The sequence below is a fragment of the Sporosarcina ureae genome (assembly GCF_002101375.1).
Taxonomy (GTDB): Bacteria; Bacillota; Bacilli; order Bacillales_A; family Planococcaceae; genus Sporosarcina; species Sporosarcina ureae_B.
Window position 1 is genome coordinate 2,945,548 of sequence record NZ_CP015207.1, and the last position, 14,592, is coordinate 2,960,139.

Annotated in this window: 14 protein-coding genes; 13 read left to right on the forward strand and 1 reads right to left on the reverse strand. The window is 41.2% G+C overall.

What is annotated here, in order from left to right:
* Nucleotide 1 precedes the first annotated feature (1 nt).
* Nucleotides 2-1,180, reverse strand: coding sequence for a nucleotidyltransferase (locus SporoP8_RS14380; protein WP_085133150.1), 1,179 nt, complete (start codon nt 1,178-1,180; stop codon nt 2-4).
* Between the two features lie 126 nt (nt 1,181-1,306).
* On the opposite strand from SporoP8_RS14380, the gene SporoP8_RS14385 reads away from it, so the two are divergent.
* The 13 genes from SporoP8_RS14385 (at nt 1,307) to SporoP8_RS14445 (ending at nt 14,591) form a co-directional block, all read left to right on the forward strand.
* Nucleotides 1,307-1,837 carry a YceD family protein gene (locus SporoP8_RS14385; protein WP_085133151.1) on the forward strand — a complete coding sequence of 177 codons (531 nt, stop codon included), beginning with the start codon at nt 1,307-1,309 and terminating at the stop codon, nt 1,835-1,837.
* Between the two features lie 24 nt (nt 1,838-1,861).
* Nucleotides 1,862-2,035, forward strand: a complete 174-nt coding sequence (gene rpmF / locus SporoP8_RS14390) for a 50S ribosomal protein L32 (protein ID WP_085133152.1) — start codon at nt 1,862-1,864, stop codon at nt 2,033-2,035.
* A gap of 106 nt (nt 2,036-2,141) precedes the next feature.
* Nucleotides 2,142-2,903, forward strand: coding sequence for an enoyl-CoA hydratase/isomerase family protein (locus SporoP8_RS14395; RefSeq protein WP_085133153.1), 762 nt, complete (start codon nt 2,142-2,144; stop codon nt 2,901-2,903).
* A gap of 136 nt (nt 2,904-3,039) precedes the next feature.
* A complete protein-coding gene (locus tag SporoP8_RS14400; RefSeq protein WP_085133154.1) occupies nt 3,040-3,255 on the forward strand; it encodes an acyl-CoA carboxylase biotin carboxyl carrier protein subunit in 216 nt (71 codons plus the stop codon).
* A gap of 81 nt (nt 3,256-3,336) precedes the next feature.
* Entirely contained in the window at nt 3,337-4,824 is a 1,488-nt protein-coding gene (locus SporoP8_RS14405) for an acyl-CoA carboxylase subunit beta (protein WP_085133662.1), read from the forward strand.
* 55 nt (nt 4,825-4,879) lie between these two features.
* Nucleotides 4,880-5,773, forward strand: a complete 894-nt coding sequence (locus SporoP8_RS14410; RefSeq protein WP_198166027.1) for a ketopantoate reductase family protein — start codon at nt 4,880-4,882, stop codon at nt 5,771-5,773.
* Nucleotides 5,767-6,147, forward strand: a complete 381-nt coding sequence (locus tag SporoP8_RS14415) for a DUF3397 family protein (RefSeq protein ID WP_158232256.1) — start codon at nt 5,767-5,769, stop codon at nt 6,145-6,147. Before SporoP8_RS14410 ends, SporoP8_RS14415 begins: the two co-directional genes overlap by 7 nt.
* An 84-nt stretch (nt 6,148-6,231) precedes the next feature.
* Entirely contained in the window at nt 6,232-7,848 is a 1,617-nt protein-coding gene (gene bshC / locus SporoP8_RS14420) for a bacillithiol biosynthesis cysteine-adding enzyme BshC (protein WP_085133157.1), read from the forward strand.
* 780 nt (nt 7,849-8,628) lie between these two features.
* Nucleotides 8,629-9,060, forward strand: a complete 432-nt coding sequence (gene mraZ / locus SporoP8_RS14425; RefSeq protein ID WP_085133664.1) for a division/cell wall cluster transcriptional repressor MraZ — start codon at nt 8,629-8,631, stop codon at nt 9,058-9,060.
* 17 nt (nt 9,061-9,077) lie between these two features.
* Nucleotides 9,078-10,010, forward strand: coding sequence for a 16S rRNA (cytosine(1402)-N(4))-methyltransferase RsmH (rsmH, locus tag SporoP8_RS14430; RefSeq protein WP_085133158.1), 933 nt, complete (start codon nt 9,078-9,080; stop codon nt 10,008-10,010).
* Between the two features lie 19 nt (nt 10,011-10,029).
* Nucleotides 10,030-10,401 (forward strand): cell division protein FtsL, encoded by a 372-nt coding sequence (ftsL, locus tag SporoP8_RS14435; protein WP_085133159.1) that lies wholly within the window; start codon nt 10,030-10,032, stop codon nt 10,399-10,401.
* A 32-nt stretch (nt 10,402-10,433) separates the two neighbouring features.
* Entirely contained in the window at nt 10,434-12,623 is a 2,190-nt protein-coding gene (locus SporoP8_RS14440) for a penicillin-binding protein (RefSeq protein ID WP_232319165.1), read from the forward strand.
* Nucleotides 12,624-12,695: 72 nt separating this feature from the next.
* Nucleotides 12,696-14,591 carry a penicillin-binding transpeptidase domain-containing protein gene (locus tag SporoP8_RS14445; RefSeq protein WP_085133666.1) on the forward strand — a complete coding sequence of 632 codons (1,896 nt, stop codon included), beginning with the start codon at nt 12,696-12,698 and terminating at the stop codon, nt 14,589-14,591.
* Nucleotide 14,592: the final 1 nt, after the last annotated feature.

The window sequence follows — 14,592 nt, forward strand, 5'->3', positions numbered from 1 at the left end:
GTCACAGTAATATGGGCGGTGTTTTAAAATCGAGACCTGGCTCTCGTTGAATACCACACATATAAATATCCGTACTTTTAATATCCATTAGAAGTGATGGGTCCTTGTGAGAACCTACTCGGCTTATAACTGGCAAAGTCACTTCTTTTTTCACTGTGCGCAAATAACTTCTTCCGTCTTCAGACATACCGAGTAGTCGTAAATAAGATGGACTGGTGATTTGTGCGCGGATTGATTTTCGATAACCGGTCAAAATATGTACTAGCATTCGTTGTATTCGTGTCCATGTGTAACGTTTAGATTTGACGGCTTGCATAAATTCTTGAAATGTAGCATGTCCTTTTGCAGCGCGCCATAGAGAAAATTCAATACCTTCCGTGATATCTGCAATGGATGCCAATTGTTCAGGCCCTTCACGAAGAATCATGTATCGAAGAAATGGGTAGAGATGATCCCAGCTTTGATGAGGCTGTTGATGAAGAAGCTCATAGGAAGATGAAGGCATGAAAGGTTGAACGTGCGCGACATCGGTCGCAAACAATTCTTTGCGTATTCCTGTTGCGCTGGCGATAGACTCTACAGGTAATACTTCATCATGATAATGTGTTCCTTTTCTCTCGAGCGTGACAGCAATCATGTTCGATTGAATTTCTTTTATGGCTTGCATATAATGAAATCCTAGAATGTTATTTGGTTCTGATAAATCAGCGAGTGGTTTTTCAGTGGCGCGTGAAATTGCTTCATATGCAATTCGCAAGGCATTCGGATAACTGATCCCTTCTTGTATGGAACTCTTTATGGTTTTTTCATAAAGTTCATGATGTGTATTCATTGTGTCTAAACTATTTATAAATGGCTCGATGTGACCTTCTTCACTACCGAAGCAAATGTTCTTGCATTGAAGTGCATCGAGGATGTGGACGGCTCCTTTAGCGAATTGAGGAGCATGGGCTGTAGAAAAAGCATAAGGTAACTCAATGACTAGGTCTGCACCACTAGCAAGGGCCATGTGCGCTCGTGTCCATTTATCGACAATCGCTGGTTCACCGCGTTGAAGAAAATGTCCACTCATCACAGCGATGATCACATCTGCACGCGTTAGTCTTTTAGCTTCATTGAGATGGAACAAATGGCCGTTATGAAAGGGATTATATTCGACGACAATACCAGTAGCTATCAATGAAATCCTCCTCTGTACTTGCGTATAATGAATTATACCGTTAAACTTGATAAGGTGACAAGAAAATATCTTGACATCCCTTATTTAAAATACTATAATCAACATTGTTGTCTTGAGGTGATAGACATGAAATGGTCCATTCATCAATTACGGAAACATAGGCAAGGCCCGCTACTGTTTGACGAAGCAGTGAATTTGGATTCTGTGAAAAATCGGAATGAAGAAATTAGGGCGATTCAGCCTGTTCGAGTAAGTGGAACATGTACAATTGGTGAGAAAAAGTTAACATGCCAGCTTCGGCTAGAAGGTTCAATGATTTTGCCTTGTGCACGTACGTGGGAAGACGTCGATTATCCATTCTCCATTGAAACAGTTGAGCAATTCAGCTGGGACGAGGAGACACTTCAGACGGATGATGAAATTCATCCGGTTGATGAGGAAATAATTGATTTTACTCCTGTATTGGAAGAACTAATTTTGCTTGAAATCCCGATGCAAGTATTCTGTGAAAATGCAGATGAGATGCAACAGGTGGAAGGTAAAGGTTGGTCCTATACAACCGATGAAGAATTGGAAGCGCAACGGCAAGAAGCAGGAGAAAAAGTAGATCCTCGCTTAGCGGGATTGGCTAATTTTTTTGAAACCGATAAAGAGTAAACCCTTATAAGGAGGTGCCCCCCAATGGCAGTACCAAAGAGAAGAACTTCTAAAACGAAGAAAAATATGCGTCGAACTCATTTCAAAATCGAAGCGCCAGGTATGACTACTTGTAACAACTGTGGCGAAATGAAATTGGCACACCACGTTTGCAAATCATGCGGACACTACAAAGGAAAAGACGTTGTAGGCGAATAATTTAGATTCAACACAACGAATGAAAGACTACCTTGAGACCATGGCTCAAGGTAGTCTTTTTTGTTTTGCATAAAAATGGTATGCTAAGTGAAAAGGGGGAATTTTTTTGTCTTATTCTATAAAGGTTGATCAATCCATTGCGTATTTTACAATTAATCGTCCTGCTATGCGAAATGCGGTAAATTATGATGTCATGGAGGGGCTTGAATTCTTTCTAGATAAAATCGAAGATGACCCGGAAGTTTCCTTTGCTGTTATTAAGGGAGAAGGTGACTTGGCATTTTGTTCAGGCGGAGATCTTAGTGATTTTCACGGCTTTCAAACCGCAGAGGATGCTTTTCCGATGTTGAGCAGGGGGGCTAGTATTTTATATCGAATCGCTACTTTACCAATGCCTACGATAGCGCTTGTAAATGGAACGGCTGTGGGTGGAGGCTGTGAACTGGCAACGGCTTGTGATTACCGTTTGGTTGCATCGCATGCAAGAGCTGGATTCATTCAAGGTACGTTGGCGATCACGGCTGGTTGGGGCGGAGCTACATTGTTATTCGAGAAAAACGGCCCTCATGACCGTTTGCTGCAGTTTACAAGCGGCGCCAGCATTCATACATCTGCACAACTACTAGAGCTTGGCTGGGCGACTGAAGTGTATGAGGGGGATGCGAAGGCGGCTCTTGACCAATTTCTAGCTCCGCAGCTTAAAGTACATAGAAATGTACACCGTGCGTATAAATCCATCGCCACTAGGAAGTGGAGAGCTAGTGAGCTTGAACACGCCATGCAGGAAGAAGCTCGCGTTTGTTCCATCCTTTGGGAAAGTGATGCCCATCATGAAGCGGTACAAAGATTTTTAACGAAAAGCAAGTAAACTTTCAGTCCCGACAGGCATACACTGTCGGGACTGTTTAAGATTTACTTGTAAACGGTTTCATGAATAAGATACACTATCTATAAAGAAAATATTTTCAGCAAGTGTTAGCACTAAGTATATGAGGAGTGATGGTATGCAAGAAGTAAAAGCAACTATGGCAGGTACGATTTTTCAGATAGATGTAAAAGAAGGAGATATAGTGACGAAAGGACAAGTTGTTGTCATTTTGGAATCCATGAAGATGGAGATTCCGCTAGAGGCTGAAGTGGATGGAACGATAAGTAAGATTCACGGTGCTGAAGGTGACTTTGTTGATGAAGATGAAGTGTTAGTTACCATTCAATCGTAATAAAAGGAGGGAAGTTCCTTGACAAATGAATCAACTAAGACAGCGTATAATGAAAAACTTCAAGAAATTACTGCTCACGTTATGAAGGGTGGTGCAGAAAAATATCATGAAAAATTAGAAGGGCAAGGTAAGTTATTCGTCAGAGAACGATTGCGTCTTTTATTTGACGATGGTAAGTATGCAGAGGATGGAAAATTTGCGAACTGTGAAGCAAAAGATCTACCTGCAGATGGAGTGGTTACTGCCACCGGAAAAATCGACGGTCAAACAGTTTGTGTGATGGCTAACGACTCTACAGTTAAAGCAGGGTCGTGGGGTGCAAGAACGGTAGAGAAGATTATCCGTATTCAAGAAACGGCTGAAAAGCTTCGTATACCGTTACTTTATTTAGTGGATTCTGCGGGTGCACGTATTACAGATCAGCTAGATATGTTCCCGAATCGTCGAGGAGCTGGACGTATTTTCCATAACCAAGTGCGCTTATCGGGTGTCATTCCACAAGTTTGTCTTTTATTCGGGCCCTCTGCGGCAGGCGGTGCTTATATTCCAGCCTTCTGTGATATTGTCATTATGGTAGAAGGTAACGCCTCGATGTATTTAGGTTCACCAAGGATGGCTGAAAAAGTCATAGGTGAGAAAGTGACGCTGGAAGAAATGGGTGGCGCACGCATGCATTGTACGGTAAGTGGATGTGGGGACATGCTAGTAAATACTGAAGAGCGAGCGATTTTAGAAGCACGTAGGTATCTATCCTACTTCCCTGCGAACTTTGAGGAGTCTACTAGAATAGTGGAATCCTGTGGAGTAAAAGAAGGTCGTTCGTTGGCAGAAATCATTCCTGAAAATCAAAACGCTCCATTTGATATGTATGAGGCGATCGATCAATTAGTGGATAATAATAGCTTATTCGAAATCAAGAAGTTATTTGCGGCGGAAGTCATCACTACACTTGGGCGTATTGATGGACGTCCTGTAGGAATTATTGCGAATCAGCCCAAAGTCAAGGGTGGTGTGCTGTTTGTGGATTCAGCGGATAAAGTAACGAAGTTCATTACATTATGTGATGCCTTCTCTATACCGTTGCTATTCCTTGCAGATGTGCCAGGGTTCATGATTGGAACGAAAGTGGAACGACAAGGAATTATCCGTCATGGAGCCAAGCTAATTATGGCGATGAGCTCCGCTACTGTACCGAAAATTTCAGTTGTCGTACGTAAAGCATACGGAGCAGGACTGTACGCGATGGCAGGTCCTGCATTCGAGCCGGATGTCTGTATTGCGTTGCCGACTGCGCAAATTGCTGTAATGGGTCCGGAAGCAGCTGTTAATGCGGTGTACTCGAATAAAATCGAAGCCATTGCGGATCCGAAAGAGAGAATTGCATTTATTAAAGAGAAGCAGCAAGAGTATAAAGAAGAAATTGATATTTATAAAATGGCCTCGGAACTTATCATTGATGAAGTGGTCGCCCCTCATCATCTACGGTCAGTGCTTGCTGAAAGATTCGAATATTATAAAACGAAAAAAATTACGAATTCTTCGAGAAAACATCCTGTCTATCCTGTATAATAAAACGTACCAACAGAGACGCCTTCACTGGGTCTCTTTTTTAAGGAGGAAAACTATGCGATTTGTAGTGGTAGGAGCCGGATCCATTGGTTTATTAATCGGTTCCTATTTAGCTCAACACGAGGGAAACGTGACCTTTTGGGTAAGACGAGAGGAACAAGCAAAACGCTTACGTAGTGGTCTGGTAAGAGAACCAGGAAATTTTACATATGAAGTAGATTCAACAATACATATTGAAGAGTTGCCTAAAGACGCGCTATGGATTATTGCTGTGAAGTATGACGCGTTGCACATTGTATTATCCGAAATCAGTGCTATGTCCATACAACCGGATTTATTGTTCATTCAAAATGGAATTGGACATCTATCGCTGATTACGCAGTATCCACTTGGGCGTGTGTCGTTTGCGACAATCGAGCATGGTGCAACAAGAATAGATGATCGAACAGTTTCACATAACGGTATTGGACCTATTAACATGGTGGAAAATGACCAGATTGCTCCAATTATACAATGGATGCGAGAAATAGATCCACAGAACTTTCCCATTACTACGCAACAAAATGCAAAGCAGTTATTACTTCGTAAAGTACTGATCAATTGTGCGATCAACCCACTAACCGCATTGTTGGAAGTAAGGAATGGACTGTTATTAGAAAATCCTTATTTCCATTTGTTATTCCGCCAGTTGTGTAAAGAGTTACTCAGCAACTTTGAAGAATATGGCGATCTATTAAGCTATAATGATATAGAAGGGGTATGCCGTAAAACAGCCGATAATCACTCTTCTATGCTTGTGGATAGAATAAATGGACGGAATATGGAAATTGAAACTATTTTAACGGCAGTGTTGAAAGAAATTAATCAAAAAGGTGGCAGTGCTCCCTTTTTGCAAATGCTAGAGACTGCACTGCTTGGAATAAATAGGAGTGAATGTGGCGGATGTTGACGAATATACTTGGAGCGTTATTATTGTTCCCATTTATCATTTTAGTTGTATTAATTATTGTTGCAAAGAAAATAGGATTACCTAAGAAAAAGAGGATCGGATGGGCGGTAGATTGGACTACACCGTTTATGGTACTTACCGTTTTGATTTTGATTCGTGCAATTTGGGATGTTTGGCTTCCTATTTTGTTAATCGGAATTTTGTGTTTGATTGCCATCGGATTTGCAGTGATAGAACGTTCAAGGGAAAAAGAGTTTCGGACATCTTGGGTGTTACGCAGAACGTGGCGAGCGTATTTTCTACTCTTAACGGCAGCTTACTTTATACTGTTCATTACCGGAATTACAGTGCAGATCATCCGCTACGTGAACTAATGGGTACTCATAAGCGTATCTATTCAACCTGATCGGATGAGGTGATATACTTGCTGTAGTATAGTACATAAAGGGGTTTGTGAGATGGACTTGGACACAATGGAGTTGCCGAAAAAGAATAAATTGATGGAAGCGTATCGTCACGATCCACAATTTTTCCATAGATTTTTCGACTATGAAATGACACCTGCAGGGTATGAAGAAAGAGCAGAGGAACTACAGCGACGTTCTTTTCAGAGAGAGCAACTGGCTGCTGCGGTAGAAAGTTATATGAAGCCGTTTGGAATATCAGACTTGGCTGCTCAGTATATTCAAGAGCTTTCTCAAGACGCATTGGTAGTAATTGGTGGGCAACAAGCGGGAGTTTTGACAGGACCTTTATATTCTGTTCATAAAGCGATATCCGTGATTTTATTGGCACAAAAACAACGAAAGGAATTAGGTAAACCTGTAGTTCCTGTGTTTTGGATTGCTGGAGAAGATCACGATATTAACGAAATCAATCATACATATACTGCGAAGGCAGGAAAAGCGGTTAAGCGGCAGTTTAAACAGCCGACCATTTTAAAAGCGATGGCTTCAGACACGTATTATGATCAAAAAGAAATGACCGTGTATATTAAGAAGATATTTAAAAGTTATGGAGAGACGTCCTATACGCAAAAATTATTGCGTGATGTGCTACAAACTGTAGAGCAACAACAGAATTTCACAGGTTTCTTTACTTCATTGATGAATGACCTATTTACTGCGCATGGATTATTATTTATGGACGCAGCTTATAAGCCGTTGCGTCAATTGGAGTCGCCTTACTTTTCACAAATGATTGAAAATACGGAAGCGATGGCGAAAAGCATTTACTATGCAGAACAACAACTTCACACATATGGCTACGCAAAGCCAATTGAATCGGAAGAACAAGATGCCAATCTGTTTTATGTTCACGATACAGGCAGAGTACTACTAAGAAGAAAAGATGGCAAATTCGTTAATGAACAAGCGGGCGTGTCCTTTACAGAACAAGAAATGCATACTGTAGCGAAAAATAAGCCATGGTTGCTCAGTAACAACGTCGCTACGAGACCTATTATGCAAGATCTCGTATTCCCGGTATTGGCATTTGTCGGTGGACCTGGCGAAATTGCTTATTGGTCTTTATTGAAAGAGGCATTTCACATCATGGGAATCAATATGCCAGTAATCGTACCACGACTTTCAATTACTTTGGTCAATAGACAAGTTCAAGAAGCTCTAAAGCTAACGGGGATTTCAATGACTCAAGTAATGAATGACGAACTACCGGAACAATTGGAAAAATGGCGAGAGCAACAGCGAGATGAGCAATTCGATCGTTTGTTGGCAGAAACGAAGAATCAATTGCAGATGCAGTACGAACAGTTACAGTCACATCTAAAAACAACAGATCCGGAACTAATACAATTGCTCAATAAAAACTTACAATTCCATACTAGTCAATTTGATTATTTACAGAAGAAAAAAGAACAGTCGATTTTGCTAAAGAACCATGTGCAATACGAGCGTTTTCACATTATTTCGGAACAGTTATTTCCGGAAGGTTCCTTGCAAGAGCGTCTCTACTCGCCATACTTTTACATGAATCAGTTCGGTGAAGGATTGATTGACGAGCTTCTGAAACAACCTTATACGTGTAATGGATCACATCAGTTAGTCTATTTATAAGAAACCACTTAAACCCGACATTCGTTCTATGAATGTCGGGTTTTGTTTTCATGTAAAAGATTAATTAGCCAATTATATAAGATGAATTAAAGAAATGGACGGTACCAACCGTTGCTTTCCGTTCCAGGCGGACGTTTTCCGAGGGGCGTGGCTTGAGCCAAGCGAACAGCGAAGGGTTCGCTTTGCCGTATTTCTGTGTACTTTGCAGAAATTAAGGCATCTGGCCGGGGTCTCAAGGCGCACGCTAATCCCCCAGGAGCCGCCTTGCACTCCAAGCAACTTAGTACTACTACGTAACAAATAATTTGTTCAACTTATATAGTTGTGGTAGGGATTGTCGCTTTAGAAGAGCCGCAATTCCGCGGGCTCGCGGAGAATGGATGTTCAAAAGAGTTGCTACTCTTACGTTTCACTTTTTGTGGATGTACGGAATCTAAAATTGCGTGTAGATAAGTTTAAATACAATGCAATCTCCCATACTAACGTCAGTGAATGATTTGTAATCAACTCACGCATTCTCTAGAGATAGAAAGCATCTCTAACTAGAGCTTCCAGCCTTCATACTCACTAGTAGATTCTCTAATTGGTATTGAAATTTTCTTAAAGGTAATGACTAGAGAAAATTGCGAAAAAAGTAGTTTTTTCGGGATATGGACGAGAATATAAATTAGAAAGAAGTACTATTGACACATTTTAAAAATTATGCGAAGAAAAATGGTGTAGTGGGTGGAGGAAAGTGGGGGGATGTGGTACATTATTTCATACAGTGGGGTGAATTATATGTTCATGGGTGAGTATCAGCATTCAATCGATATGAAAGGTCGACTGATCGTTCCTTCGAAATTTCGGGAGCAATTAGCAGAAGGCTTTATTTTAACCCGTGGACTGGATAATTGCTTGTTTGGATATCCACTGGATGAATGGCAAAAGCTTGAAGAAAAATTGAAAGCGTTGCCGGTTACAAAAAGAGATGCTCGGGCATTCACTCGTTTTTTCTTCTCAGGAGCAAGCGAAGCAAGTCTGGATAAGCAGGGGAGAGTAAATATACCCGCAAACTTACTGGAATTTGCGAAGATTGAAAAGGACTGTATGATTATCGGTGTATCCAGCCGGATTGAAATCTGGTCTACAGAACTATGGGAAGCGTATTACGAGGAATCTGAAGAATCATTCAATGACATTGCAGAAAACCTAATTGATTTTGAATTTTGAAAGCAGGCGGAATAACCATGTTTAACCACACAACAGTATTACTGCATGAAGCCGTCGAAGGCTTGAATGTAAAAGAAAATGGCATTTACGTGGATTGCACACTTGGTGGTGCAGGTCACAGTGAAGAAATTGTCAAACTTCTATCATCTGAAGGACAACTAATTTGCTTCGATCAAGATATGACAGCTATTGAAGCAGCGCAAAAAAAACTATCGAACTATACTGCACAAGTACACTTCGTCCATGCAAACTTTAAAGACTTGAAAAATGAATTGGCGAAAATAGGAATCTCTCATGTAGATGGGATTTTATATGACCTTGGAGTTTCTTCTCCACAATTGGATACACCCGAGCGAGGCTTCAGTTACCATCATGATGCACCGTTGGACATGCGTATGGATACTTCTGCGCCATTAACGGCTTATGATGTAGTCAATGAATGGTCGTATTCAGATTTAGTGAGGATATTCTTCCGTTATGGTGAAGAGAAGTTCTCGAAGCAAATCGTTCGTAAAATTGAAGAAGCACGCGCAGATGCGCCTATACGTACAACAGGTGAACTAGCTGAACTTATTAAAATGGGCATTCCAGCAGCTGCCAGAAGAACCGGAGGCCATCCTGCGAAACGTGTTTTCCAAGCTATACGAATTGCGGTAAATGATGAGCTAGGAGCGGCTGAGCAATCTTTAACTGATGCCCTCACGTTATTGCGTGGAGATGGTCGGATCAGCGTAATTACCTTCCATTCACTGGAAGATCGCTTATGTAAAACTATTTTTAAGGAAGCTTCTTCCATGCCGGAGTTGCCGCCAAACTTACCTATTATACCTGAGGGCATGGATCCGGATTTCCGTCTTATAACACGAAAGCCGATCATCCCTACAGATGAAGAAATAGAGCATAATAAACGTGCCAGATCAGCAAAGTTACGAATTATAGAGAGAAAATAGAAAAGGGGAATCGAGCCAAATGGGACTAGAACAACGGAACTTAAATACGTCACAGACACCGGAGATAGGACAGCATATTGATCAAAATCAGCCACAGGTTGTCCGCCGTGTAAAAAAACGTTTTTCTAAAGGCGAAAAGATATTGTTCACTTTATTTGCGGCATTTACAATTGGATCTTCTTCAATGCTTTTACAGACACATTCAGATATAAACGCTGTAAATAAAGAAGTGCAGTTGATGAACTCTGAAATTGAAGATACTGCAAAACAAAATAATGAATTGTCCATTCAAGTGAGTGACAAATCCACGTACGAACGTATTTGGAAAAAAGCACAAGAGAGTGGTTTGAACCTTAACGAAAGTAACGTAAAGGTTGTACCAGGACGATGAAGAAGTTTCGCTTTCAATGGGGAGCCTTTCTAATGTTAGTAGTATTCGGAGGGCTCTTTTTCATATTATTCGGCAGAATTCTTTTTATTCAGATGACAGGCCAAGTAGATGGTAAAGAGTTAGCGAAAATCGCCTCGAACCAATATGAAAAAAATGCCGTCTTACAAGCTAGTCGTGGATCTATTATTGATCGAAACGACGAGCCGATTGCGTCAGATACATTGAGTTACCATGTGGTTGCTGTAGTGAACGAAGCTGCAAGTAAAAACAGCAAAAAAAAATATCACGTAACCAATTATAAAGAGACGGCGAAAGTACTGGCCAAGTATTTACCGCTAAAAGAACGTGAAATTTACGATAAAATGGAAAATGCTAGAGAGGGCGCATGGCAAATTGAGTTTGGTCGCGCGGGCAAAGATTTGAATCGTGAAACGGTATTGAAAATGAAGGAAGAACTCGATAGAAAAGGTTTATCGGGTATTTTGTTTGTAGAAGGTAAAAAACGATTCTATCCTAACGGTCGATTCGCTTCTTACTTAGTGGGCTTCGCCCAAAAAGAAGAATTGGAAAATAATCTAACTGTCACCAAAGGCAAGATGGGGCTTGAAAAAACATATAACGAGCAACTAACAGGTGTTGATGGAAAAGTAAATTATCAATCAGATGGTTGGGGATATTTATTGCCGACGGCTAGCAAACAAATTGAGGAACCCAAAGATGGCCAGACGATTAAGCTTACATTGGACAAGACGATCAGTAACTTCGTAGAAGAAGCGATGGATCAAGTAGAAGAAGAATATTCTCCTAAGAAAATGCTTGTGCTTGTGTCTAATCCTAAAACGGGTGAAATTTTGGCAATGAGTCAGCGACCGACGTTTAACCCGATGACGCGAGAAGGGTTAACAGAAAACTGGTTAAATGATGCAGTTGAGCAGACGATTGAGCCAGGTTCTCCTATGAAGATGTTCACATTGGCCGCGGCAGTGGAAGAAGGTAAATGGGCACCGGACGATTACTTCAAATCTGGATCTTATCGAATCTACGACCGGGTGATTCGTGATGTTAACGTGAATGGCTGGGGCACCATTTCTTTTATGGAAGGTTTGCAACGTTCCTCTAACGTGGGAATGGCATACTTACTGGAAAGAATTGGCGACAAGAAATTCATTGAATATGTTCATAAATTTGGTTTCGGCAAGAAAACTGGAATCGATTTACCAAATGAAGCACCGGGAGTAGTATTGGATAATTATCCGGCTGAACGACTGACGACTTCTTATGGGCAAGGTTCTACAGTGACGCCATTACAGATGATACAGGCTGCTTCTGCTATTGCAAATAACGGTGTCATGATGAAACCATATGTAATTGATCAAATCATTGATCCGAATACGAAAGAAGTGCTGGAGAACCATGAACCTGAAGAAAATGGAACGCCGATTTCCGCAGCAACAGCCAAAGAAGTGCGTGAAATCCTTGCGACAACAGTGACTTCAGAACATGGTACTGCACAAAAGTATCATTTGGAAAACTACGCAGTAGGCGGTAAAACAGGTACAGCCGAACTTCCTAAAACAGATGGAAAAGGTTATATGTCTGGCTATGGGAACTACTTATACTCGTTCCTTGGAATGGCACCGATTGATGATCCGCAGCTTCTGATTTATGTAACTGTTCAGCAACCTGAATTAAAAGCAGGTGAATTAGGTTCTGACCCTGTATCAAAAGTGTTTAATCCGATTATGGAAAACAGCTTGAAATATTTGAACATTGCTCCTGATGATGAACAAGTGATTCCTGTAAAAGAAGTTGGGGACTATGAAGGAGAAGATGCAGAAACGGCAGCTTCTTTGGCAGTCGAGGATGGCTTCCAAACCGTACTAATCGGAGAAGGTGGCAAAGTAACTAAACAAATACCAAAAGCTGACACGAAATTACCGGAGGACGCGATTGTGTTGTTGGAAACAAAAGGGGATACGACATTCCCAGACATGACAGGTTGGTCTAAAAAAATGGTACTTTCCTTTATGAACCTTTCAAAGTTGGACATTCGAATCAACGGAGAAGGTTATGTTGTGGGACAAAGCGTAACGGAAGGAACGTCAGTAAACAAAAAAGATCCGATCGTCGTTGAACTTCGGACGCCTGAGCAGCAGTATAATAAAAAGAAAAGTAATGAAGATAAGGAAGAGAACGAAGAGGAGCAAATCATGGGCGGCTAATGTATAGCGCACGATTTCACAGCATACCTTAATAGAAAAAAAGGTAGTGAGTCATTGCGTTCATTTATTGATATGCAGTCCAAAAAACGTTTACGTGCAGCTTTCTTATGCTTTCTTATTTGCCTACTACTTGTTATAGGTAAACTATTTCATGTCCAAATCGTCAAGCATGAATGGCTTAAAGAAAAAGCAGAAGAAAATTGGGATATTGAAATTCCTTTTGGTGCCATGCGTGGAAATATTACCGACCGAAGTGGTAAGTTAATTGTTGGTAATAAACTAGCACCCACGTTGTATTTCATGCCAGCTCAAAATCCTGACATTTCCAGCGATATACCGGCAATTGCAAAAATCCTTAACATGCCGCCAGAAGCGTTGGAAGAAAAACTGAAGAAAAAAACATATATGGTGAAATTAGCTCCGGAAGGAAAAAACATCACGAAAGAGCAGGGCGATGAAATTACTAAACTACAAGTAGCGGGTTTGTATGTAGGTGTAGATTTCGTTCGCCATTATCCATATGATGATCTATTAGCACGTTTGATCGGTTTTACTGGCTATGATGGCAACGGCTTGGCGGGTATTGAGTATGCGTATGATGAAATTCTGAATGGAACAGGGGACAAAGTACGACTGTTCACGGATGCTAAAGGAATTGCATTGCCCCATGTAGAGGATAGTTTCGAACATGGAAATGACGGTTCGACGTTGGAACTGACTATCGATTTGAAGATGCACCAAATTGTGGAACGCGAACTGATCCAAGCAATGGAGAAATATGATGCAACACAGGCACTGGCAATCATAATGAATCCGAAAACAGGAGAATTATTGTCACTGGCATCCGTACCTGGTTTTGATCCACGGGAATACCAATCAGCGGATTCCACTATCTATAACCGGAATTTGCCTGTATGGATGACATACGAGCCTGGTTCCACATTCAAGATTCTTACATTGGCGGCAAGTTTGGAAGAAGACGTCATCGATTTGGAGAATGAGAATTTTTATGACCCTGGTTATAAAGTCGTTGCAAACGCCAGATTACGGTGTTGGAAACGGGAAGGGCATAAAGATCAAACATTTCTGGAAGTTGTAGAAAACTCATGTAACCCTGGTTTCATTACGATGGGTCAGCGACTCGGTAGCGAAAAATTAGATCGCTATATTCGTGAATTCGGCTTTGGTAGCTCGACAGAATCAGGCATTGCTGGAGAATCAAAAGGTATTTTGTTTTCTGAAGAAGCATTTGGACCAGTAGAACAGGCAACCACTTCGTTCGGGCAAGGAATCTCTGTTACACCAATCCAACAAGTGCAAGCAGTTGCCGCAGCTATTAATGGCGGTAAACTTTATAAGCCTTATATCGTCAAATCGATAAAGGACTCTGAAGGTAAGACGTTAAAAGAATTCGAACCTGAATTGAAAAGACAAGTAATCAGCGAAGAAACATCAGCCGAAGTACGGCACGCGCTTGAATCTGTGGTGGCAAATGGATCGGGGCGTAATGCATTTGCAGATGGACTTCGTATCGGTGGTAAAACAGGGACGGCACAGAAAGTGGAGAATGGTCGCTATAAAGATGGTGATTATATCGTCTCCTTCATCGGCTTCGCGCCTGCAGATGATCCAGAACTACTCGTATATCTAGCTATCGATAGTCCGAAGAACTCCATTCAATTCGGAGGAGTCATCGCTGCACCAATTGTCGGACGGATTATTGAAGAAATTGCCCCGATTGCTAACATTGAAAGAAGAAAAGAACAGTTGGAAAAAGAATACCGATGGGGAGACGCGATCACATTCCGTTCACCCGATTTACTTGGAATGAATGAAAAAGAATTACTGTCACAAAATTACACGTTCAAAGTTAAGTGGCATGGAAAAGGCAAGAAAGTCATTCGACAGTTGCCTGCTCCCCATACTTTGATGACCGTGGAAGACACGATTCATTTGTACACAGAATAAG